The organism is Corynebacterium canis (assembly GCF_030408595.1).
GTDB lineage: Bacteria > Actinomycetota > Actinomycetes > Mycobacteriales > Mycobacteriaceae > Corynebacterium > Corynebacterium canis.
This window is the reverse complement of the sequence record NZ_CP047080.1, coordinates 1,841,983-1,864,596: the sequence shown is the minus strand read 5'-3', so window position 1 is coordinate 1,864,596 and position 22,614 is coordinate 1,841,983. Positions and strand designations below refer to the sequence as shown.

The window sequence follows — 22,614 nt, the reverse complement described above, 5'->3', positions numbered from 1 at the left end:
ATGTTCGGCAGTAGAGGTGCTGCATGGCCCGGAGTTGAAGAATTGTTAGCGTCCAAAGGGCCGTGAGTAGCAGGAGTGCGGGGTAGCCGGCGGGTGGTTTGCATTGGGAACAATTCCATGCGCGGCGAATGCGGAGGGATAGTATGGGATGGTTCCTAGATAAACGTGGTCGACCGAATCCGACGAAGGGGTACGGCATGCATTGTCCGTTTTGCCAACAGCGCGGCTCCCGCGTCATTGATAGCCGCGTCATTGATGGTGGTTCGGCGATTCGCAGGCGGCGTGAATGTGTCGAGTGTAATGGGCGTTTTACCACGGTGGAAAAGGCCGTATTGTTGGTGGTCAAGCGCAATGGCGTGACGGAACCATTCAGCCGCGAAAAGGTCATTATGGGCGTGCGGCGGGCCTGCCAGGGCCGCGATGTTTCGGACGATGCCTTAAAGCGCCTCGCCCAGGAGGTGGAGGAAACTGTGCGCGCCCACGGCAGCTCACAGGTCAACGCCAACGAGATCGGTTTGGCTATCCTCGATCCATTGCGCGAGCTCGACGAGGTCGGTTACCTCCGATTCGCATCTGTGTACAAGTCATTCGAAAGCGCGGATGACTTCGAATCCGAGATCCGATTAATGCGGCGGCGCGCTCGCCAAGAGTAGCGTATAGCGGGTTAGCTGCACCGCCTTCGGAAGCACTATTGCAGCTTGTCCACGGCTTTTTCGATGCGCCGCAGCGATACCGGATGCGCCGTGCCCAACCGTTGCGCAAACAGGCTCACCCGCAGCTCCTCGATCATCCATGTGATGTCCTTGACCGCGCGGGTTTTCTCACGCCCCGTGGGGAGCTTCTTTAACTTTGCTTCTAGGTATTGCGTGGCCTGCGCTATGGAATCTTGTAGGTCCGCGTCACGATCCGGATCGCGTTCCATATCCGCCAGCCGCTGCCGCATCGCGGCGAGGTATCTGGGTAAGTGTTGTAAGCGCCCAGCACCGTGAATGCTCACCGCGCGCGGCGGCAGAAGGAACTCCAATTGACGGCGCATATCGTCAATGGATTCGCCCGTCCACTCGGACAATTCATCCCGCACAGCCAGGTATTCCACCAGCGCAGGGGCCAGCATCACCACGATCTGCCGCACCCGCCGCGGCACTTCGCCCGCCACGGTCTCGCGCAATGCCGCAAACTTTTCCGGATCACGCACAGGCCCGCCGGCGGCGATCATGGCGTCGCGAATAGCGGCCACGCGGGCATCATCAACTAGGCCCGCAACCCCTCCATGGGGGTAGTTTTCTAAGGCTACGCGTTGCCGCAGCGGCAGCCCATTGGCCATGTTTTTCACATTGACGCTGATTTCGCGCATCAGCAAGGTGAGCGTTGCGGTCATCATCGCGGCGTCGGCACTCGCCTTGGTGGGGAACACTTCGATGGCCACACCTTCCGGCGTCGCGGCGAGCGCGGGGTAGGCCACCACCTGTTGGCCATCGACGGTGGTAATAACCTCTTCCGCGACGGTGCCCAGCGTGTCGGGCGTCCACTGGTGCGCGCTGGCCACCTCGTTGTGCTTACTCACGCGGGAAACAGATGAGCGAATATGGCCGGCCTGCCGGGTGCGCAACGCCGCCAGATCCTTGTCCCGATCGATCACCTGTCCGCGTTTATCCACGGCGGCGAAGGTGACGCGGAGATGGTCGGGCAGGGCGTCGAAACGAAAATCGGTAGCGGTGATGCCGGTGCCGCCCAAACCGCGCAGCGCATCGGCCAATTGTTCGGCGAGTGAACCGTGGTATGGGTGCAATTTCGGCAAGGCGCGTTTCGCAAATTCTGGCGCAGGCACCACCGAGCGGCGCAGCGGCTTTGGCAAGGTGCGTAGCAACGCCGTGACCAGCTCGAGGCGCAGGCCCGGCACCAGCCACTCGAAGCCCTCGGGCCGCAACCCCGCCAATAATGGGACGGGCACGCGCACGGTCACGCCGTCATCGACCGCGCCGGGGGCGAAATGGTAGCTGAGCTCATAGTCCAGACTGCCCTGGCGCCACACATCGGGGAAGGCAGCTTCGGTGACCGACTCCGCCTCCTGATTGATTAATGCGTTCGGATCAAAATCCAGCAAATCCGGCCGCCGCTGGCGCTGCTTTTTCCACCATGAATCGAACGTAGCGCCGGTGGTTACATCGGCTGGCAGGCGGTCGTCGTAGAAGGCGAACAGCGTTTCCTCATCCACCACGATGTCGCGCCGGCGGGCCTTGTGCTCCAGCTGCGCGGCTTCTTCCAGCTTGCGCCGGTTTTCATGGAAAAACGCGTGGTGAGTGCGCCAATCTCCTGCCACCAGCGCGTGCCGGATAAACATATCGCGGGCCGCGGCGGGGTCCACGCGGTGATATGGAATGCGGCGATCCACCACGATTGTCACGCCGAACAAGGTGGATTTTTGGTACGCCATCGCCGCCGCGCGTTTCGCAGACCAGTGCGGTTCCGAATACTGATGCTTGAGCAGCGGCGCCGCCAATGACTCCACCCACGCAGGTTCGATCTTTGCGACGTCGCGGGCCCACAGCCGCGAGGTTTCCACCAGCTCCGCGGCCATGACGAACTGGGGTGGTTTCTTCGCTGCCACCGAGCCCGGGAACACCATAAAACGCGCACCGCGGGCGCCTTGAAACTCCTTGGACTCGCCGATTCGCATGCCGATATGGGAGAGCAAACCGGACAGCAGCGCCTGATGGATCGCGTCCGGATTGGGCTCGCCGGCGGTATCCTGGCTGCGTGTCCAGCCGAGTTCGCCGGTGATGCCGCGGAGTTGGCGCACCAGATCCCACCATTCTCTGATTCGCATATAGTGCAGAAACTCTGCCTTCATGCGCTTGCGGAATGCGTTCCCGGAGCCTTCCGAACGTACTTGCTGAATGTAGTTCCAGAGCGAGAGGTAGGACAGGAAGTCGCTCCCGCCTACTTTAAAACGTGCGTGCGATTGGTCGGCCTGCGCTTGGAACTCCAGCGGGCGTTCGCGAACGTCTTGGACGGTCAAGGCCGCCACAATAATGGTCACCGCATCGAGGCAGCCCTGCCGTTCCGCCTCCACCAGCATGCGGGCCATGCGCGGATCCACCGGAATGCGCGCGAGCGTGGTGCCCAGCGGGGTGAGCGTGATCTGCTCGGCGGCGGTATTGGGTTCTAGGGCGCCCAGCTCGTGCAGCAGCAACAGGCCGTCGCGGATCGCGCGGTGGTCCGGCGGCTGCACGAATGGAAACTCCGTGATATCGCCGAGATGCAGGGAAGCCATGCGCAGGATCACGCTGGCCAGGTTCGTGCGCAGCACCTCCGGATCCGTAAATTCCGGGCGGGAGGCGAAATCTTCCTCCGAGTACAGGCGGATCGCCACGCCGTCGGCCACGCGCCCGCAGCGGCCCGAACGCTGATTCGCACTGGCTTGGGAAATAGGTTCGATGGGCAAGCGTTGCACCTTGGTGCGCGCGGAATACCGGGAAATGCGCGCCGTGCCCGTGTCCACCACATAGTGAATGCCCGGCACGGTCAGCGAGGTTTCCGCAATATTGGTTGCCAGCACGATGCGCCGCCGCGAATGGGGCGCGAATACCCGATGCTGTTCCTCATTGGACAAACGTCCGAATAGCGGGGTGACTTCCACGCCTGCCCAGCGTTTCCCGGCGATGATTTCCATGGCGTCTCGGATATCCCGCTCGCCCGGGAAAAAGCACAGAATATCGCCTGGCCCCTCCCGCATAAGCTCTTCGAGCGCCCCGCACACACCATCGATTGGGTCGATATCGCTCAGGCGCCCATTGCGCTCCACCTGCAGCGGCCGATAGCGCACCTCCACAGGGTAGGTGCGGCCGGAGACTTCGATAATAGGTGCGGGGTTTCCGTGGTGGTCCGCAAAGTGTGCGGCGAAGCGTTCTGGGTCGATGGTTGCGGAGGTGATAATCACCTTGAGGTCGGGGCGTTTCGGCAGGATCTGCTTGAGGTAGCCGAGCAGGAAATCAATGTTCAGGCTGCGTTCGTGGGCCTCGTCGATGATGATCGTATCGTAGGCGTAGAGCAGCCGGTCGCGTTGCAATTCCGCGAGCAGGATGCCGTCCGTCATAAGCTTGATCGCCGTGCTTGCCGACACTCGATCATCAAAGCGAATGGCGTAGCCCACCGTGTCCCCGATATCCTGCCCCAATTCCTCGGCAATACGTTCGGCTACGGTGCGGGCGGCGAGGCGACGTGGCTGCGTGTGCCCGATACACCCTCGCACGCCGCGCCCCAATTCCAAACAAATCTTCGGAATCTGCGTTGTTTTGCCGGATCCGGTCTCACCCGCGACGATCACCACCTGATGGTTTTCGATAGCCTGCGCGATATCGTCCTTGCGCGCGCTCACCGGCAGCGCCGCGGGGTAGGTCACCTGCGGGATTATCGACGCCCGCGCCGCCAACGCCACCCGCGCGGCATCGATGTCCGCCGCGATCGCCGTGAACGCTTGTTTGGAACGGGCCTTGGTCAGTCGGCGGCGTAACTTGCGGGCATCGGCCAGCGACACCTGATCCAGCCGTTGATATAACTCCCGTTTGGACGGGGTTGCGCCAGCGGGGCCGTTGTGTTGATCGGGGGAGGTGGGCGTGGCAGAGTGAGGCATAACAGTCTCAGTATTCTACGGTCTTTGGGGCTGCGAGGGAAACAGCGTAAACCTCTCGTTTTCGCTTGATGGCGGTATGAGATTAATTGGCAAAGAAGGTCGCGCTAAAAGAATCTCGTGTTTTCTAGTTTTAGTAGGAGGGCTAAACTTACCCTATGGACGATGTTCGAGTGATTCAGACAGGCCATGTGCCCACGCTGAAGATTAGCGACGCTGCAACATTGGAAATATCAGCCGATCGGGCAATCGTCAAGGTGGAGGTTCGCGTGAATATTCGCGACCAAAAGTCTGCATTGCCGCGCACCACGGTGGTAGATAATGTGCGGGCAGTGCTTGATCGAATTACGCTGCTGCGAAGCAATGGAGAAACTTTGCAGCAATTTATGGATTATAAAGACCGGCAGAAAACCGAATGGAATTTGACATTTGTTGCGGAGCCTGCCGATGATCTCGCGGTGCAGGCCGAGCTGCAGGATGTGATCTCACGCTTGGCGGGAATTGAGCACTGTTTCGTTTCCGGCCCGATCTGGAAGCTGTCCTCCCAAGCGCAAACTCGGGCGGAGGCGCAGGCCCAAACACTGGCGGTGCGAAACGCCCGCCACAAGGCAGGTATTGTCGCCGCCGAATTGGGCTACGAGGTCAGCGGGGTGGCTCAGGTAGATATTGGTTGCACCACGATAGCGCCGGAACGGGGCTTTGCGGCGACCGAATTCGCTGCTGCTCCGCGGAAGTCACGGCCGCCCGCGCCCGTCCTTGATGTCAGCACCGAACCGGCGATGATCAGCGTCGTTGAGGAAGTCGCGGTCGTGTTTACTCTTCGTCCATCCTCGTAACCACACTAGAGCTAGGAGCTCACCATGTCTCAATACCCGCAGTACCCGTATGGCCCGGAGGAAAATCCACCTGGTAACCAAGGCTGGTCCGCCAACCAAAATTGGAATGCGCCCGGCCCCAATATCACTAGGGGCACGGGTGTGCCCATGATCTTCGAGTCGGTGCGTTACGGTTTTGCCGCCGCGTTTGCCAAACCAGCGTTTTGGTTGTTGCTCGGTTTTGCAATGTGCTTCGGGGCGATTGCGCTCGGCGTTATCGTTGGATCGGTGGCCGGGCTTGGCGCTGTCATTTCCGCACCGGACTTGACCGATCCGAGCACGGTTGTACAGCCAAACATATTCCTGAATCTGGTGCTCAACCTGATTTCCTCGATTGTGGGTCTCGTGATTGGCATCTACCTCAGCCACACCGCCTTGCGGAGCTTGAGCGGGCAAGAGGTGAGCGTCTCCGCGATGTTCCAAAACGTGAACTTCCGGCCCGCGTTTCTCGTTGGCCTCGTTCAGGTTGCGATCAGCCTTATTGTGATGACCATCCCGGACGTTTTTAACAATACCTCGACCACGTCCGATCCATACAGCGTGAATGGCCCGTTCCTTATAGCGCAATCGGTGATCGCACTAGCCGCAATCTTGATCACGCCGCTCACCGTGTTCTGGACGTACACAGCCCTAGACGGCAACAACGATGTTGGCGCGTGCATTCGAGAAGGATTCCAGCTGGGCGCGCGCAACTATGTCAAGGTCCTGCTGTTCAATCTCCTTATCGGTCTGATTGCCCTCGTGGCGCTGCTGCCGTGCGGGTTGGGCATGATCGTGTGGATACCAGCCTCGCTGCTGGCTACGGCGCACATGTTCCGCCAGCTCAGCGGTGGCCCGATCATGCAGCTCAACTAAGAGCCGGAACGCTGGAATTTACACGAGGGAGCCCGCACGTGGCCGGTAATACACCAAACCCAGAACAATTAACCGACGGCGGCGACCGCGATGAGCAGCGGCCACCTCACGCATTGTCCCCCGCTGACCATTGGTACAACCAACCGGACGCCCCGCAAGCAGCACCCAGGCCCGTGGCCGCGAACCGTTTTCCGCCGGGGCCGGGGCAATTCCCGCCGGGGCCAGTGCTACAACAGCGGAGTTCCACCTCCAATCCAGCAGTGCTTCCACTTTCCGTGGGCCGCGCCCTAGATTCCCTTTCCGTCGCCCTGGTCAACCCCTTTACCAGCCTGTGGCTTTGGGTCGTTGTGGTTTGCCTCGGGGCCGTCACCTATGCGCTGAATGTGCTTCGGTGGACATATCAAATGGGATATGTCGGGACCGATTCTGCGTTGGCGGGCGTGATTATGAGCCTGACGATATTTGGAAATCTGGTTGCGGTTTCCCTAGCCACCGCCTGCCTTTACGGCATTGCGCACCAGCGCGTAGTGCCCGGAAAGTTACCGCTGGCTAAGGTTTTCACATTGCCGCACTTCGGCACGGCATTGCTATTGGCATTTACGATGAGCATCGTGGATCGGGCAATTTTCTATCTTTTTATGTTAGGCCAAATTCTTTGGCTGGAAGTAACTACAGCCGCTTCGCTAACCGTGTTTCATATTCCCGTTACTATGTACTACGCATTGCCGGGATTCCTGACCACCTTTTTGATGCCATTGATTACAATGTGCGTGTTTCCGGCGTTTGAGGGGCACAAATTTCGTTCCGCAATGTCGCTGGGATTCAAAATCGGCGTCAAGCATTACCCCATATTGTTTATCGTGGGTTTCTCTACCTGGCTTATTACGTATGTGGCCGGTCTGGTGCATGTCTGGGCGGGGTTCGGTTTCGCCAGGGTGGGTATCGGCCAAGTGTTCGGTTTGCTTATGATGCCAATGGTGGTGGTGTTTTTCGCCCACCTGTATCGGCAGGTTACTGGCCAGCCGGTTACAAAATAGGCAACAGCTCTCGGGGTTTGTTCACGGGGCCTAAGCGGGTGAACAAGAATCCCGCCCGCAGCACATTTGCTGCCAACCGTGTGCAGATGTGCCTGAGGCAGATCCTGCGTGGCCGCGTTTCCCCAGGATAATCCGGCCCGAAAGCAAGGCAGATCCTGCGCGGCGAGGCAGATCGCACATGGGCGTTTGGTGCGGACTCCGGCGGCCCAGGCAATTCGCGATAGGTATACAATCAACAGCTTTACAGCCTATTTTTGCTGAGCCGCCGTAGCAGCCCCGCTAAGGCCCTGAAACCCGCTACCCTTAGTGAACCATTGCCGAATTCTGCAATATGACCGGAAGGTTTCCCGATTGGTTGACCGCAACCTTTATCTGCGGCAGAGTTGAACGGTGTCTACCGATATTTTTTACATCAAAATCCCGAAATCTGTGTAAAAAATATCGCGGCGGCGGCCTCAGGCGGCCCAGGATGATGAAAATTACACAGAATCCGCGTTTCGTGTGTAAAAAATTTCATGTGAAGTGTGCGACTTATTTTGCACAGGAAAGCTACCCTTGATTTTGGCCGTCACGGCGCCGAGCCATCGCAGTGAAAGGGTGGCTCGCGCCCGCCAAGACCGGCGGTTCGGCAGTGGCGGCCCGCACCCGCACCCGCCTGCGCCGGAAGGCCGCCGGGACATGGATGGTGCGATAAGCAAAACTCCCGCGTCCGAGCGGCTGAGAGGCTCGGGGCGGGAGAGTAATGAACAATAAGGCGATTGATGGGCAGAGACTACACGCTGGAAGTTTCGTAGGCGCGGCGGACAAGGTTGGCCAGCCGTTGGAACTCTTCGCTGCGAATCGAGGAGGCGCGGAACACCAAGCCGATGCTGCGATGCGCCGACACCGATGGGTCGAAATTGGCGGTGGCCAGGCCAACGCGGTTACATTCGGTGCTCACAGCGCTTTGTGGCACCAAGGTGGCACCCAAGCCGCCGATCACGCACTGGATCACCGTGGGCAGGCTGGAGGTGCGGGTCGCGTTCGAGGTAATGGAGCTGGGGCTCATTTCGGCGGTGCGACACAGATCCATGACTTGGTCGCGCAGGCAGTGGCCGTCGTCCAACAACAATAGTTCGAGTTCCTGCAGGGCGTTAAGGGACAGATCTTTGCGCCCGGCGAAGCGATGCCCCTCGGGGACGACCACAGTAAAAGGTTCATCGTAGGCGTGGATTTCCTGCATGCCGGGGGCGTCGGCGGGTAACGCTATCACCGCGACGTCGATAGCCCCGTCGCGGAGCTGCTCCATGAGTTGGCGCGTTTGGCTTTCCACAATGCGTGGCTCCAATTTCGGCAACTCTTGGGCAGTCAGCCGCAGGAACGCCGGAAGAATATATGGGGCGATCGTGGGGATCATGCCGATGGTCAATGGTCCGGTAAGGCTGCCGCGTGCCCCGCGAGCGCTGGCGAGGAACGAATCCGCAGCGTCGAGGGTGGCCTTAGCCAGCGGAAGGAGCTCCTCGCCGATCTGCGTCACAATGACACGCCGCGTCGAGCGCTCAATCAACTGGATATCGAGGCCATGTTCTAACGCAGCCAACGCCTGGGACAGCGAAGGTTGCGAAATTGTTAGTTTCAAGGCCGCGGTGCCGAAGTGCTTTGTTTCTGCCACGGTGACGAAGGTGCGAAGCTGCGCCAGCGTTGGTCTGTACTCTTTATTGCTCATGCTTCTGCCAACGTAGCACATGGGCACGCGTCAATAATGGCTCCAAGTTACCTCCCTATGCAGGGAATTTGCAGCGCGCTGCGGTTGCGTAAACAAGGTGGACCGATCCAGTGATGGGATACACATTGGGAACGGCAAAATTTCGGTTCCGTTTTTGGGTTGCAAACCTATAAACAGCGAAGATTTTTTGTTTATAGCCAAACTGGGATCGGTTGCGCACTTGTGCTTTTGTCGCTCGAGTGATCCAAATCATTCGCCAAGGGTGTATGACGGGGGTGGCCAAATTGTTGAGCAATTTTTTTCGACGCCGCGGTGTGCGCCCCGTTTTGCGCGCTTTAGCCATCGGTCCCGTATCGGATTTGTAACTTTCCGGGGCTATTCCTAAGCTTTTCCAAGCTTTCTCGCCGCCCTGGTACGGTCCGGGTGGAGCGACGCCGCATGGACGCGCAACGCGATCCCCGGCCAGGCCCGTCCGGACCCGCCGCCGCGACGCCCCACCGCTCCGCCGCCGCGACGCCCCACCGCTCCGCCGCCGCGAGCGATTGATAGATAAAACCTATTTCTATTTCAATCACCCAAAAGTGAAACCTCTTGAAATGTGCTCGAGCTACAGGCATACTCGTGGGTGTCCCAGTCGCACATATGGACTGACATGTGGACTGTTGGTACACCTTCACTTTCGTAACCCTATGGATGTCTTTAGGAGGCACCTTATGGCTCTTTTGACCATCGGCGACAAATTCCCCGAGTTCTCCCTGACTGCGCTCAAGGGCGGCGACCTGCATGACGTGAAGGCCAACCAGCCTGAAGATTACTTTGAAACCGTCACCCATGAGTCTTTCCCCGGCAAGTGGCTGGTGGTGTTCTTCTACCCGAAGGACTTCACTTTTGTGTGCCCCACCGAGATTGCGGCCTTTGGCAAGCTGGATGAGGAGTTCCAGGATCGCGACACCCAGGTCCTCGGCGGTTCCATCGATAATGAGTTCTCCCACTTCAACTGGCGTGCAACCCACCCGGAGCTGAAGACCGTTCCGTTCCCGATGTTCTCCGACATCAAGCATGACCTGATCAAGGCGCTGGGCGTGGAAAACGCCGAGGGTGTGGCCGATCGTGCCACCTTTATCATTGACCCGGACGGCATTATCCAGTTCGTGTCCGTCACTCCGGACGCCGTCGGCCGCAATGTTGATGAGGTGCTCCGCGTGCTCGACGCCCTGCAGTCCGAAGAGGTGTGCGCATGCAACTGGCAGAAGAACGACCCCACCAAGAACATTGATAAGTTTGCTGAGCTGCAGGAAGGCCTGAAGTAGTGTCCATCGATAACTTGAAGGCGGGCTTGCCCGAATACGCGAAAGACCTCAAGCTTAACCTCAGCACCTTGGCCCGCTCCACCGAGCTGAACGAGCAGCAGCTGTGGGGAACGTTCCTGGCCACCGCCGCGGCTACCCGCAGTGAGGCCGTGTTCTCCGAGATTATCGACGAGGCGAAGGAACACCTTTCCGAAGAGGCTATCGACGCCGCGCTTGGCGCCGCCGCCATCATGGGCATGAACAACGTAGCCTACCGTGCCAAGCACTGGCTGGGCGACGACTTCGCGCAGGTGAAGTTCGGCCTCCGCATGAACATCATTTCCAAGCCGGGCGTTGATAAGGCCGATTTCGAGCTGTGGGCCTTGGCCGTGTCCACCATCAATGGCTGTGAGCATTGCTCGATCGCCCACGATAAGACCGTGCGCGCCGAGGGCTTGACCAAGGAGCAGGTGTGGGATGCCGTGCGCATCGCAGCTACCGTCTCCGGTGTCGCTCAGGTTGTCGAAATCGAAGCAGCGCGTTAAAACCAAAAAAACCTGGTTTGCCGCCCACCCTCAAACACGAGGGGAGGGCGGTTTTGCGCGCCGTCGATAACCGGCGGATCAGCGGAGGGTTCGCAGAAGTTTTCGTACGCTCACGCCGCCGTAGTCGAGCTCGCCGTCCGCGCCCACAAGCACGGTTCGGATGCCGACGCCGCGCCAGACCTCCGCAATCTGCGGCCTATCGTCCACGGCAATGATCGGGGTGTAGTCGCGGCAAATCTCGCGCAATAAGTCCTGCTTAACGCGGTGATCGGGGCGGTAATCGCGGAGCCCGCGCATCAGCAATGCGTCGCAGCTCAGGTCGTGTTTCTGCAGCCACAGATTGGTCAGGAAGGAAAAATCTTCGGTGCGGGCGGTGACCACGATCATCGCCAAGCCCGCCTCTTGCAGCCGCCGATACAGCGCAACCACCTGTTCGAATGCGGGGCAGTCGATGGAGGCGCGGTGGAAGGCGTGGAAATTGCGGTGCTTGGGGTTGGCGGTGACCAAATACCGGATGCTGCGCACATCGCACAACGTGCCGTCCATATCGAAAATAGCTGCGTATGGGCGGTGCGGTTTGCGTGGCGCCATCAATTGCTCTCGAACACCAGGCTGGCAAAGCGGACCTCGCTGGCGGCATCGGAGGCGTCGAGATCAATCTCCGCCACAAATGCGAACGCATTATCGCCTTCGGGGTCTTTCAGGATTTGCCGCGCCTGCCACTTGCGCCCGGTTTTCTTGAGCTGGAAGTACTCGCCGCCACGCGCGGCAGGGCCGGTATCCATGTCCGCGTACTCGTCGAAATAAGCGTCCATGCCCGCCCCGAAGTCGCATGGCGCTTCCAGGTAGCCGGTAAGTTCCGCCAATTGCTCCTCCTTTTCATAGGCAAAGAGTTCGACGATGCGGAACATAGCATTGCGCACCATAATGGTGAAGGCGCGCTGGTTTGCGGTGACCGCCGTGGGATCCTCCACCCCGAACGCCAGTTCGCGGGCAAGGTCCTCCTTTGAAATCGGCGCATCCGGATCCGCCATCCGCGCCCACTCGTCCACTAGGGAGGAGTCCACCTGGCGAATCAATTCGCCGAGCCAGATCACCACATCATCCAATTCCTCGGTGATGTATTCGGTTGGTATGGAATGCTGCAGGGTGCGCCACGCGTCGGTAAGGTAGCGCAACACGACACCCTCGGAACGGGCCAGCCCATAGGTGGCGACCACATCCGAAAAGGTCATCGCGTGTTCGATCATGTCGCGCACCACGGACTTGGGGGACAGCTCGAATTCCTTGACCCAGGGGTGCCCCTCGGCGTACATATCGTAGGCCTGTTCGAGCATTTCCTCGAGGGGTTTCGGCCACGTGATCTCCTCGACGATGGCCATGCGTTCGTGGTAGTCCACGCCCTCGGCCTTGAGCGCGGCGATCTCCTCCGAGCGCGCCGCCTTCTGCTGGGCCTGCAGGAGCTGCCGGGGGTCATCGAGAATGGATTCGAATACGCTAATCACGTCCAGCGCGTAGGTTTCCGAATCTTTGTCCAATAATTCCAGCGCCGCCAAGGCGAACGGGCCCAGCGGTTGGTTCAGGGCGAAATCGCGCGGGACTTCCTCCGTGAGGTGGTACACACGGCCCGTGGCATCCGGGCCGTCCGGCACGCGCGCCACGATGCCCGCCGCCAACAGCCCGCGGAACAATTCGAGTGCCACGAGGATGTCCTTGTTTTGCTTGCTGCGGGAATCGTGGTTATCGCGCAGCAAATGGCGCATATGTTCGTAGCCATCGCCGGGCCGGGCAATCACGTTGAGCAGCATGGCGGTGGACACGCGGAACTGGCTTTGCAGCTGTTCGGGCTCCGCATTGGTCAGCCGATCGTAGGTGCTTTCGGACCACGTCACCTCGCCCGGTCGGGCGGACTTTTTCCGCAGCTTCTTCAGTTTCTTTTCGTCCTGGCCGGCGCGCTTGCGCAGCTTAAAGTTTTCGATCTCGTGGGTGGGTGCCTCGATGACCACGGTCCCCACCGTGTCGTAGCCGGCGCGTCCGGCGCGGCCCGCGATCTGGTGGAATTCGCGGGACTTTAACATGCGTTGCTTGACGCCATCGTATTTGGCCAGCCCCGTCATCAGGACGGTGCGAATGGGCACGTTAATGCCCACGCCGAGGGTGTCGGTGCCGCAAATCACCTTGAGCAGCCCGGTTTGGGAGAGCTTTTCCACGAGGCGGCGGTATTTGGGCAGCATGCCCGCATGGTGTACTCCGATGCCGCGGCGCAGCAGGTTGGACAGGATTTTGCCGAAGGCGGTGGTAAAGCGGAAATCGCCGATCTCTTCGACTATGCGTTCCTTTTCCGCCGGGGTAATGATCTTGATGCTGGTCAGGGATTGGGCGCGTTCGATCGCCTCGCGCTGGGAAAAGTGCACCACGTACACCGGTACTTTGCCGGTGGCCAGGAGGTCTTCGATGGTCTCGTGCACCGGGGTGTACACGTAGGAAAATTCCAGCGGTACGGGGCGTTCCGTGCCCGCCACCAGGGTGGTGGTGCGTCCGGTGCGGCGCGAAAGGTCCTTGGATAGCCATTCGGTATCGCCGAGGGTGGCGGACATGAGCAGGAATTGCGCCTTTGGTAATTCCAGCAGGGGGACCTGCCACGCCCAGCCGCGGTCGGGCTCGGAATAGTAGTGGAACTCATCCATAATCACCTGGTCCACGTCCGCAGCCGCGCCATCGCGCAGCGCGATATTGGCCACGATCTCGGCGGTGGCGCAAATAATGGGGGCCTTGCCATTGACCGTGGCGTCACCTGTCATCATGCCCACCGATTCCGGGCCGAAGATATCGCACAAGGCGAAGAATTTTTCGCTCACCAGCGCCTTGATGGGCGCGGTATAAAACGAGCGTTGTCCGCGCGCCATGGCGATAAAATGCGCGGCGATGGCCACCATGGATTTCCCCGATCCGGTAGGGGTGGCCAAAATGACATTATCCCCGGTGAGGATGCCTAACGCGGCTTCCTCCTGGGCGGGGTATAGGGTGATGTTGCGCTCCCGAGTCCACGCCAAAAACGAATCGAAAATCGATTCTTCGAACAGGGACTCGGGGACCTCGGAGAGGTCGGGCAGCATCTGAGTGAGGTTCACTTCTTCGAGCGTAGTGTGAGGTTCGTGTCCGTGGCTAGTGCGGCGGCCACACCCAAGGCGACAAGCAAGAGCGTGGGGCTCAGCATCATCCACGGGGCGCGCTCCGCGTACCGGATCGACTCGGACAAAATCACACCCCAGTCCGGGGAATCGTGCGGCGCGCCCAAACCCAGGAATCCAAGGCCCGCCAAGGCCAAGGCATTGTGGGCCACGCGGCTGGCCGCGTGCCGCACCACGGCGGGAACCACCGTGGGCAGCAGGTGCCACACCACGAGGCGCAGCCGGGATGCGCCCTGCAATTTCGCCCACAGGTAGTAGCCGGTGGTGCGGGATTCGGCGGCCACCGAGGCGGCGTGGGAGGCCAGGGGAATCCACCCGACCAGCATGATGGCGATGGCCGCCGTGGTTTGCGAACCACCAAACACACCGGCGAGGATCACGCCGATCAGCACGGCGGGCAAGGCGTTGAGCACATCACCAAGGCGACCAGCCCAGGAACCCACCAGCCCCAGCAGCAAGCCCACCACGGCACACACCGCAGTGACTAGGACGGAAACGCCGATGGTGTACACCGCGCCGTGCGCGGTGCGGGCGAGCAGATCGCGCCCGAGCTGGTCGGTGCCAAGGGGGTGCGCAAGCGATGGGGCGGCGAGCCGTTGAGTGACGTCGATAGTAGGGGCGTCGAAACCCAACAGCACGCCGATGAGGATCACGAACGGGAGTGCTACAAGCAGGAAGGCGCCGGTGCCATTCGGGCGGGTATTGCGCGCGGAGGCTGAAGGAGCATAGGCGGCATCCGAACCCAAGAGCGGGCGCAGCAGCAGCCATCGCGTGTATTGTGCCAGCGCGCCACACAGCACGCCCACGATGATCGCGGTAAGCACGATCACCTGCAACACCGGAACGTCACGGTCCACCGCAGCAGCCACGGCCGCACGCCCCATACCAGCAATATTAAACGTGGTTTCCACCAGCGCGGTGGATGCCAGCGTGCCGGCGAAAAAGAGCACAATTTGGGGGGCGAGCACCGCCGCGGCACGCACCGATAACGCCCGCAAAATGGTGTTTCGGTGCACGCCATTCAAGCGCCACGTGCGTACCCATTCCTCCTTGGCGATCGTATCGATGGTGATCAGCAACACGCGGCCCAACAGCCCGGCGGCCGGAAGCGCCATGGCAAGCGTGGGCAATATCATATGCTTCGCCGAGGAAAACCCGCCCACCGGCAGCCACCGCAGGCGCACGGCAACCACGACGAGCAGCGCCACGGCCAGCACAAACTCCGGAATGGAACCCAGGATCGCCATGCCCACAATATCGCCGGCGCGCGATGGGCGGCCGGTAACCACGGCGCGAAAGCGCGGCCACGCCAATAACCACGCCAAAAGCACGGCCGTGGTGGTGGATAATCCCGCAAGGGTCACGGAAACCCCCAGACCCGACCACGCCACCGAGGCCGCGGTGCGGGAGGGATCCACCCAGCTCACGCCGAAATCGCCCTGCAGGGCACCGGAAATCCAGGAGGTCACGCCCTCCAGCGGCGTGGCCGGTAGGTTCAATTCCTCGCGGATCGCCTGCAGCACCTGCGGGTCCGGTTCGCGTTCGGCCTCGCGGGCGCGGAATACGGCCATGGCGAGGTCGCGATTCCCCAGGAAGGGCAAGAGCGCAGTGATCACCGCCGCAAGCACGAACAAAATTGCGGGAACGGCCGTGGCTTGCAGCACACGGGGAAACTTTGTGGCAACGGCGGTCATGTACGCTCCTTGATGGATTTAGCGGCTGGTTTCGTGGGTAACCAGGCGGCGTTCAAACGGATCGAAGTACAGCGAGTTGACGTCCTTGTAGGAGAGCAAGGAGTACTCGTGTGCGAGCGGGATCACGGCGTTATCGGCCACGATCTTCGCGCCGATGGCTGCCGCCTCGGCGTAGCGCTTTTCGGGGTCCGCGATGGCGTCCGCTTGCTGGATTTCGGCATCGATCTCAGCGTTGCAGTACAGCGAAAGGTTGTACGAACCTTCGCAGGTGTAGTCAGAGGAGAGGAAGCTCACCGGATCGGCGGCACCGGACTGGTAGTTACGGGAACCGATCACCGCATCGTATTGGCCCTCAAGCAGGGCGGTTTCCATGCTCTTGTAGTCCGAAACGCTCACATTCACCTGGAACCCGGCCTTGCGCAGCTGTTCCGCAACCACGGAGGCGACCTCCGGCAGCTCGGGGCGCTCGTTCCAGGTGGCCAGCGTGATTTCCTTTTCGTTGGGCTTGGCGGCATTGCTGGTGGTATTTGCGGACTTAACGTCCTTGGCCCAGCTGGTGTCCTCGTTGAACAGGCTGCCGTGGGCCTTGCCCGCGTGGCCCTCGTAGATGCTGTCAACGATGGAATCCGGGTCCACCGCGGCGGCAGCGGCGGCGCGCAACCCGGCGTCTGTAAACGCACCCTTCTTGTTGTTCAGGTGCAGGTACACGCCGCGCGGCAATGGGGTGGATTCGGTGGTCAGTTCGCTTACCTCACCGAGCTGCGCCAGGGGGATCGCCTGCGCGAGGTTGACCTCCGCGGTGCGCACGGCGTTGGCGCGGGCCGAGCCGTCCTCGATGAATTGCACCTTGAGGTTTTCCAGCGCGGGCTTTCCGTTCCAATAGTCGGCGAAGGCCTTGCTCGTCGCCTCGGTGTCGGAGCTTTCTTCCAGCTGGAAGGGCCCGGTACCGGTGCCCTTGAGGTTGGGGCTTTCGCCCTCGTAGGCGGCCTCGGACAGGATTACGGAGCCGGGGTCGGCGAAGCGCTGCACCAGGATCGGGTCCGCCTTGGCGGATTTCACGGTGAGGGTGTGCTCATCGGTGGCGGTGAATTCCAGGTCGTTTTTGCCCAGGCCTTTGGGCCGCGAGGCGGAATCGACCGCGTGTTTGAGGGCATTGGCGGCCGCCGCGGCGGTCAGGGCGCTGCCATCGTGGAATTTCACGTCCTTGCGCAGTTTGAATTCCACGGTGTCGTCGCCGACGGTTTCCCAGGATTCCGCCAGCCACGGGGTGGGCTTGCCGTCCTTGTCCAGGGCGATGAGCGTTTCCGCGATGCCCATTCGAGTGTTGTACACCGCGTCATCGGAGTACGGGGACAGGGAGGAGACGGGCTTGAACGGGAGTGCGATTGCCAGGTCGGTGCCGCCGGCGCCTGCGCCCCCTTCCTCGGGGGTGGTGCAGGCCGCGATGCTTACTGAACAGGTCAGCGCGAGGGCTCCGGTGAGGATGCGGCGCCGCCAGGGGGCGCGGGTGGAGGTAACAGACATGGTGATCCTTTCAGTTGTCCTAAATGAAAACTTAGTTCACTACCGGCGTGGGTGCAGCGTGCCGAGACACGCGCGGCAGCAGAACTGTCGACGCCGCGACCAGCAGCACCAGCGTCAGCCACGGCAGCGCCGCACTCGGCTGAGGTTCGTACGCTTGATCGAGCATCGCCCCGAGCAGCAGGGAGCTCAATAGCACGGCGAGGCCGCCGAAGGAATTGAGGAACCCGAAGTAGGTGCCAAGGTTTTTCTCCCCGGCCAGCACGCCCACCAGGTCCCGCGAAATCGGGATCGCGATCATTTGCCCCGAGTGCAGGAGGATAAGCATGAGCACCGATGGGGTGAGCGCCCACCAGCCGGGCAGCGGCGCCAGCGGCGCGGCGAGCGCGATCACGGCAAAGGAGGCCGTCATCAGCCCGAAGCCCACGCCCACCGCGCGCCGCACCCCGAGGCGTTGCGCGTATCGAGTCAGCGGCATTTGGAGGGTGAGCACCAGCACGCTAGAAAATACGAACATCCACCCCAGCGCGTTCTGGTTTCCGGTCGCACGTTCGAGTTCCACGGGGAGCGAGAGGTATTGCTGGTTGTAGCACACCAGGCCGGTGCTATAGCCCACGGCAAAGAGCATAAATGCCTTGTTTTTCAGCACGTCCTTAAAGCCGCTCAGCATCGACCCCCCGGATTGCGTGTGCACGGCGGGCACGATCAGCAGGTGGCTGATAAATAGGAAGCTGAAAATCCCCGCCGCAACGAAACATGTGATCGGGAAGCCCGCGGTGATCAGCGCCGCGCCGAGCAGCGGCCCGGTGAGTGCGCCGATGCGCGAGAAATAGGCATCCATTGCGAAAAGTTCGGAGCGCCGCATAATCCCTTCGCGTTCCACCTCCGCGCCGGACACCGCGAACGAGGCTTCGGCGGCGGGGGAGAACAGGGCCGCCGCGAATCCGATAAGCACCACGGCCACCATGAGCTGCAGCGTTGTGGTTGCCAGCCCCGCGAAAATAAACCCTGCGACGCGGATGGCCACGCCCGTCAAGAGCACGGGCTTGACGCCAAAGCGGTCGGTAAGCGCGCCGCCGACGAAAAACAGCCCCTGTTGCGAAAAGGTGCGCAAGCCCAGCACGAGCCCCACCATCGCGCCCGTCGCGGCGAGGCTTTCGGTCATATATGTGGCCAGGAAGGGCACCACAAGATAGAACCCGACATTAAACAGCAGCTGCGTGACCAGCAATAATCGTACCGCCAGCGGCAGCCGTTGAAAGCGCTGCACATCGCCTAACAGTTTCACTACAAGTCACCGCCGCTTCTCGACGCCGCGGCTGCCGCAGCGTGGCCGCGTTCCAGCAGCGTTTCCGCCGCGATAAAGCTCAATCGAACTTCAGTTGCATCTGATGGGTCCCAAAGCCGTTCAATCGGCAGGTCTTCCACGATGCGCCCGGCGTCCAGCATCAAGAACCTTTGTGCGAATCGTTCGGCGGCGAACAGATCGTGGGTGACCAGCAGCACCGTTAGATCGGGGCGGGCGAACAGCTCCATGACCAATTTGCTGGCGGCGCTATCCAGCGCGCTTAACGCCTCGTCGGCGTAGATCACGGAGGGCTTGGCAATCAGCGCGCGGGCGATCCCCACCCGTTGTCGCTGCCCGCCGGATAGCTCCCGGGGCTTGCGCTGCGCGGTATCGGCGGGCAAACCCAGGCTGTCCAGCAGCTCGGGCAGGGCTTGTTTGGCGGCGGCCACGTCCCCCTTGGCGATCACCACGGGTTCCAGCACGATATCGCTGATGTGCATCGCGGGATTGAGGCTGGCATCGAGGTCCTGCGGGATATAGGCGAATTCGCTGCGCCCGGGCGCGGTAATGCTGCCCGATTCGGGTTGCAGCCAGCCGCAGATGAGCCGCAGCAGGGTGGTTTTGCCCGAGCCGGAGCGGCCGATGATCGCCACTTTTTCTTTCGCCTGAATATTCAATGAGGCGTCTACGATCCCGGGTTTTTTGGACGCATGGTCGAATGTGATCATGCTGCCGCTCCCGGTGCTTCTAGGGCCACGAATCCGGCTTCCTCGCCGTTGGGGTGGAAGCGGATAATGCGTTCGCACAGGGCGTAGGCCACCGCCTCATTGTGGGTAATCAGCAGCAATGAGGTCGCGGTGCCCGGCCCGGTGAGGCGCCGCAGGGTTTTGATCACTTCGGCGCTGGCGATGGGGTCCAATGCGGAGGTGATTTCGTCGGCGATCAGCAGTTCGGGGGAGGTGCCGATGGCCAGCGCGATGGCGGCGCGCTGGCGCTGCCCACCGGAGAGCTGCAGCGGGTACCTGCGGTGCAATTGTTCGCCCAGGCCCACTGCCTCGAGCCGTTCGGCGGCGGCCTTGCGGGAACTTGAGGTCAGCGCGACTTGATCGATAATGCGCATCAGGGGATTGAGCGCTCCAAAGGAATCCTGCGCCACCGCGCCGATGGACGCGGGCCGCGCGATATCGCCGCTGACGGCGGCGTCATTGGCAAGGAAGTCCCCAAGGAGCGCGGCAAAGGAAGATTTGCCGGCGCCGGAAGGGCCAAGCAGGGCCACCCGACAGGGCGAATCGATGCGAAATTGCGGGACGTGCAGGATTTGCGTTCCCTGGTACGCGATGCGGACGCCGTCTAGGGCGCAGCATCCCCGCTGAGATGCTTGTGCTGCCACGTGTATGACACTGCTCCTCACCCGCACAAATGCTATATGTACATAAGTGCGAACATATTATTGATACCAAAAGTCAATTAGTGAATTGGGGAGTCAGTGTAACACACACAGTAACACACCCCGCTGAAAAGCATTGAGCTCTTTTCATACGGGGTGTGCTGGGGGTTAATCGTTGTCCTCTTGGGGATCCTCAACGGGATCTAACGGCGGCTCCGAGCCCGAATCCAAAGCTCGGCTATCCAGCGACTGCAGGAATCGTTCGAACTCCGCTCCGAGTTCATCGCCGGTTGGCATGCTGGACTCAGTGGCCAAGGAGCTTTGCTCAGAACGCGCCACATAACGTTCTAGGTCTTGGTCATATTGCGTTTCCAAAACTTTCAGAACTTTTTGAATCTCCTGCGATTCCTCCGTCTGCTCATTGAGCTGCGCGGCGGTCCGCTCCACGTCCAATTGCAAGGAATCCAACGGCAAATCCAGACCCGCCGTGCGCTCCACCGCGCGCAGCAATTTCAATGTCGCCTCCGGGAATTCAGAGGCGGCCACATAGTGCGGAACGTGGGCGGTAAAACCACCCACCTGGTGGCCCGACTTATGCAGCTGGTACTCCAACATCAGCGCCGCGGAACCCGGGATCCGGATCGTGGCACCCATGGTGAAATGCGGTTGCAACATCGCCGGTGTGTTCCCATGCGCCGTGATCACCAAGGGGCGGGTATGCGGCACCGCCATCGGCGCGGCGTAGAGGCACACCGTCTTTTCCACATTGAACCGATCCACCAAGCTCACCACGGCCTCCGTAAAGGCGTTCCACCGCATGTCCGGCTCCGGCCCGGTCAGCAGCAAAAACGGGGTGCCCGCAGTGTCTTGAATAATGTGCATTTCCAGGCGGATATCCTCCATATCCGCCAGCTGATTCTCCGCGATCGTGGCGATGGGTCGCCGCGACCGGTAATCAATCAATTCGTCGCTATGAAACGACGCGACAGGGCGATGCTCAAGTGCATGCAGCAAATGATTCGCGCTGGACTCCACCGCATGCCCTGCATCGGCATAACCTTGCAGCGCAACGATCAGCGTGGGGCCATGTTCAGGGGTGACGGCGACCTCGGGGGAGGGGTACTCGAGGTCGTACATACGTGTGTGACGATCCATGACAATCCTCCTTCGGTAAACCGGACTATGGCAAAATTACAAAAACGATCAGATGAAAGCTGCGCAAGAATCCTGCGCTAATGGTTTCAACCCAGTTTAGGGGTGATCCTATTCCCACAACCGTTGTCTTCTCAGACTAGAAGAAAACCGCCCCGTGAAGCTAGGTTACGCACAAGGCTAGGGCATTGTACCGGATCAGGTGCCCCCACTGCCAGCGAACCTACAGCGCCCCGCGCGGACCTGTGGACAACCCCGAAAACTATCCACAGGCCAGGTCGACCTGCCCGAAACGCGCGACTTGCAGCGCTCTTGCAGCCATGCTGAACTCATGAGCACAAACACGAAAACGCTATGCACCCCCGCCGACATGTTTGCCAATATCCCCGCGATGTTGGGTTTCTACCCCCAGGAATCATTCGTATTGGGGTTTTTCGCGCCCAATGAACAACGCGGGTATACCCTCGGCCCGATAGCCCGCGTGAGCATCGCCGACGAACAATACTACGACGCCGTCTTCGCAGGAATTAGCGACCGCCCCCAAGGCATGATCGTGTTCGTCTACGCGATCACCGGGGAGCTCGAAAACCAGCAGGTCATCCAGGCATTGCAGGCGCTGATGGGGGCCGCCAATCGGTTCGCAGTGTCCATCGAAGCCGCCTGGTGCGCCAGAATCATCCAAACCGGCGAGCCCTACCGCTTGCTGTGTGGGCCGCGCGCGGACGAACTCACCACCGCCACCACGGGCGTCGATTGTTGGGAAGCCGGCCATATCTCACCCCCATACGCTTCCATCGCTTTTCGACACCTCGCGGCCAGCGGTGAACTCCCCGAGCTCGACCGCGACGCGGCCTACGCATTCTTTTGCGCGGATGCCAGCGAACAGCACCGGCAGTGGGTCAATCGCATCGCCAAACAAGGCGTCCGCCGGGCAGCCGACATGCTCGCTGAAATCACGGCGGATAATGCCCACGGTCGGCGTACCTTTACCGTTGCCATGTCCAGTTTTACGGCGCTGTTGCGGCGGATCGAGCGACAGGGGCGCGGCGTCGAAAAGCTCATACACGATGAGGAATGCATGGAATACGCGGCAGCGTACTGGTCCAATAACCTGTTCCGCGACGCCACCCTCGCCGCCGCGAGCGGGGAACACGCCGCCGCCATGGGCACGCTCGCCTTGGCCGCCGCCCGGAACTTCCGCGGGCAACTCCGCGCCAACGCCCTCTGCGTCTTTGCGGTGACCACGCTGGCCGGAGATGTGTGGGTGCGCGCCCTGCCAGCCGTCCGCGTCGCCCTCGATGAGGTGCCCGAACACCGCTTTGCCGAATTGCTGCACGAGGCGATCCTCACCGGATTCGGCAGGCTGGCGCTGAATTCCTGCGTGCGGGCCGCGAAACACCTCGCCTGGCAATACGGCGAAAAAATCCCCGACGCAGCCTAAACAG

Annotated in this window: 17 protein-coding genes; 7 read left to right on the top strand and 10 right to left on the bottom strand. The window is 61.0% G+C overall.

Annotated features, from left to right (window positions below; translation table 11 throughout):
• Window positions 1-197: 197 nt before the first annotated feature.
• Window positions 198-653, top strand: a complete 456-nt coding sequence (gene nrdR, locus CCANI_RS08205) for a transcriptional regulator NrdR (protein WP_146323702.1) — start codon at window positions 198-200, stop codon at window positions 651-653.
• 35 nt (window positions 654-688) lie between these two features.
• Here the strand turns inward: nrdR and hrpA are convergent, their stop codons facing one another.
• Window positions 689-4,633, bottom strand: coding sequence for an ATP-dependent RNA helicase HrpA (gene hrpA / locus CCANI_RS08200; protein ID WP_146323701.1), 3,945 nt, complete (start codon window positions 4,631-4,633; stop codon window positions 689-691).
• A 155-nt stretch (window positions 4,634-4,788) separates the two neighbouring features.
• Between hrpA and CCANI_RS08195 the strand changes: the two genes are divergently transcribed.
• From CCANI_RS08195 to CCANI_RS08185, 3 genes are read left to right on the top strand one after another with little or no spacing between them, the layout of a single operon-like run.
• Entirely contained in the window at window positions 4,789-5,466 is a 678-nt protein-coding gene (locus tag CCANI_RS08195; RefSeq protein WP_146323700.1) for an SIMPL domain-containing protein, read from the top strand.
• A 24-nt stretch (window positions 5,467-5,490) separates the two neighbouring features.
• Window positions 5,491-6,360: a hypothetical protein gene (locus CCANI_RS08190; protein WP_146323699.1), complete on the top strand. Its 870-nt coding sequence runs from the start codon at window positions 5,491-5,493 to the stop codon at window positions 6,358-6,360.
• A 38-nt stretch (window positions 6,361-6,398) separates the two neighbouring features.
• Window positions 6,399-7,397: a hypothetical protein gene (locus CCANI_RS08185; protein ID WP_146323698.1), complete on the top strand. Its 999-nt coding sequence runs from the start codon at window positions 6,399-6,401 to the stop codon at window positions 7,395-7,397.
• A gap of 772 nt (window positions 7,398-8,169) precedes the next feature.
• Here CCANI_RS08185 and CCANI_RS08180 read toward each other — a convergent pair.
• Window positions 8,170-9,102, bottom strand: a complete 933-nt coding sequence (locus CCANI_RS08180) for a hydrogen peroxide-inducible genes activator (protein WP_146323697.1) — start codon at window positions 9,100-9,102, stop codon at window positions 8,170-8,172.
• Between the two features lie 713 nt (window positions 9,103-9,815).
• Between CCANI_RS08180 and CCANI_RS08175 the strand changes: the two genes are divergently transcribed.
• Both CCANI_RS08175 and ahpD read left to right on the top strand, forming a co-directional pair.
• Entirely contained in the window at window positions 9,816-10,412 is a 597-nt protein-coding gene (locus CCANI_RS08175; RefSeq protein ID WP_146323696.1) for a peroxiredoxin, read from the top strand.
• Window positions 10,412-10,936, top strand: a complete 525-nt coding sequence (gene ahpD / locus CCANI_RS08170; protein ID WP_146323695.1) for an alkylhydroperoxidase, AhpD family — start codon at window positions 10,412-10,414, stop codon at window positions 10,934-10,936. Before CCANI_RS08175 ends, ahpD begins: the two co-directional genes overlap by 1 nt.
• 78 nt (window positions 10,937-11,014) lie before the next feature.
• On the opposite strand, the gene CCANI_RS08165 is transcribed toward ahpD, so the two are convergent.
• The 8 genes from CCANI_RS08165 to CCANI_RS08130 all read right to left on the bottom strand — a co-directional run bounded on the left by CCANI_RS08165 (window position 11,015) and on the right by CCANI_RS08130 (window position 21,172).
• Window positions 11,015-11,527: a phosphatase domain-containing protein gene (locus tag CCANI_RS08165; RefSeq protein ID WP_146323694.1), complete on the bottom strand. Its 513-nt coding sequence runs from the start codon at window positions 11,525-11,527 to the stop codon at window positions 11,015-11,017.
• Entirely contained in the window at window positions 11,527-14,067 is a 2,541-nt protein-coding gene (locus CCANI_RS08160; protein ID WP_186750123.1) for a DEAD/DEAH box helicase, read from the bottom strand. The genes CCANI_RS08165 and CCANI_RS08160 overlap by 1 nt, the downstream gene beginning before the upstream one ends.
• Complete coding sequence (locus CCANI_RS08155) at window positions 14,064-15,821, bottom strand: ABC transporter permease subunit (protein ID WP_146323693.1); 1,758 nt, start codon at window positions 15,819-15,821, stop codon at window positions 14,064-14,066. The genes CCANI_RS08160 and CCANI_RS08155 overlap by 4 nt, the downstream gene beginning before the upstream one ends.
• A gap of 18 nt (window positions 15,822-15,839) precedes the next feature.
• On the bottom strand, window positions 15,840-17,345 hold the full coding sequence (locus CCANI_RS08150; protein WP_146323692.1) for an ABC transporter substrate-binding protein: 1,506 nt from the start codon (window positions 17,343-17,345) through the stop codon (window positions 15,840-15,842).
• A gap of 31 nt (window positions 17,346-17,376) precedes the next feature.
• Window positions 17,377-18,630 carry an MFS transporter gene (locus CCANI_RS08145; protein ID WP_146323691.1) on the bottom strand — a complete coding sequence of 418 codons (1,254 nt, stop codon included), beginning with the start codon at window positions 18,628-18,630 and terminating at the stop codon, window positions 17,377-17,379.
• Window positions 18,630-19,358: an ATP-binding cassette domain-containing protein gene (locus CCANI_RS08140; protein WP_146323690.1), complete on the bottom strand. Its 729-nt coding sequence runs from the start codon at window positions 19,356-19,358 to the stop codon at window positions 18,630-18,632. Before CCANI_RS08140 ends, CCANI_RS08145 begins: the two co-directional genes overlap by 1 nt.
• A complete protein-coding gene (locus CCANI_RS08135; RefSeq protein WP_186750121.1) occupies window positions 19,355-20,020 on the bottom strand; it encodes an ATP-binding cassette domain-containing protein in 666 nt (221 codons plus the stop codon). The genes CCANI_RS08140 and CCANI_RS08135 overlap by 4 nt, the downstream gene beginning before the upstream one ends.
• Before the next feature lie 165 nt (window positions 20,021-20,185).
• Window positions 20,186-21,172: a PAC2 family protein gene (locus CCANI_RS08130; RefSeq protein ID WP_246118171.1), complete on the bottom strand. Its 987-nt coding sequence runs from the start codon at window positions 21,170-21,172 to the stop codon at window positions 20,186-20,188.
• 328 nt (window positions 21,173-21,500) lie between these two features.
• Here CCANI_RS08130 and CCANI_RS08125 point away from each other — a divergent pair, with 328 nt between their 5' ends.
• The gene (locus CCANI_RS08125; protein ID WP_146323688.1) at window positions 21,501-22,610 is read left to right on the top strand and encodes a DUF4192 domain-containing protein; all 1,110 of its coding nucleotides are present in this window, start codon (window positions 21,501-21,503) and stop codon (window positions 22,608-22,610) included.
• The last annotated feature ends 4 nt before the right edge of the window (window positions 22,611-22,614 follow it).

Bases quoted from the DNA above. Each gene is read 5' to 3' on its own strand.
- nrdR (WP_146323702.1), top strand. From the start codon at position 198: ATGCATTGTCCGTTTTGCCAACAGCGCGGCTCCCGCGTCATTGATAGC.
- hrpA (WP_146323701.1), bottom strand. From the start codon at position 4,633: ATGCCTCACTCTGCCACGCCCACCTCCCCCGATCAACACAACGGCCCC.
- CCANI_RS08195 (WP_146323700.1), top strand. From the start codon at position 4,789: ATGGACGATGTTCGAGTGATTCAGACAGGCCATGTGCCCACGCTGAAG.
- CCANI_RS08190 (WP_146323699.1), top strand. From the start codon at position 5,491: ATGTCTCAATACCCGCAGTACCCGTATGGCCCGGAGGAAAATCCACCT.
- CCANI_RS08180 (WP_146323697.1), bottom strand. From the start codon at position 9,102: ATGAGCAATAAAGAGTACAGACCAACGCTGGCGCAGCTTCGCACCTTC.
- CCANI_RS08175 (WP_146323696.1), top strand. From the start codon at position 9,816: ATGGCTCTTTTGACCATCGGCGACAAATTCCCCGAGTTCTCCCTGACT.
- CCANI_RS08165 (WP_146323694.1), bottom strand. From the start codon at position 11,527: ATGGCGCCACGCAAACCGCACCGCCCATACGCAGCTATTTTCGATATG.
- CCANI_RS08155 (WP_146323693.1), bottom strand. From the start codon at position 15,821: ATGACCGCCGTTGCCACAAAGTTTCCCCGTGTGCTGCAAGCCACGGCC.
- CCANI_RS08150 (WP_146323692.1), bottom strand. From the start codon at position 17,345: ATGTCTGTTACCTCCACCCGCGCCCCCTGGCGGCGCCGCATCCTCACC.
- CCANI_RS08140 (WP_146323690.1), bottom strand. From the start codon at position 19,358: ATGATCACATTCGACCATGCGTCCAAAAAACCCGGGATCGTAGACGCC.
- CCANI_RS08130 (WP_246118171.1), bottom strand. From the start codon at position 21,172: ATGGATCGTCACACACGTATGTACGACCTCGAGTACCCCTCCCCCGAG.
- CCANI_RS08125 (WP_146323688.1), top strand. From the start codon at position 21,501: ATGAGCACAAACACGAAAACGCTATGCACCCCCGCCGACATGTTTGCC.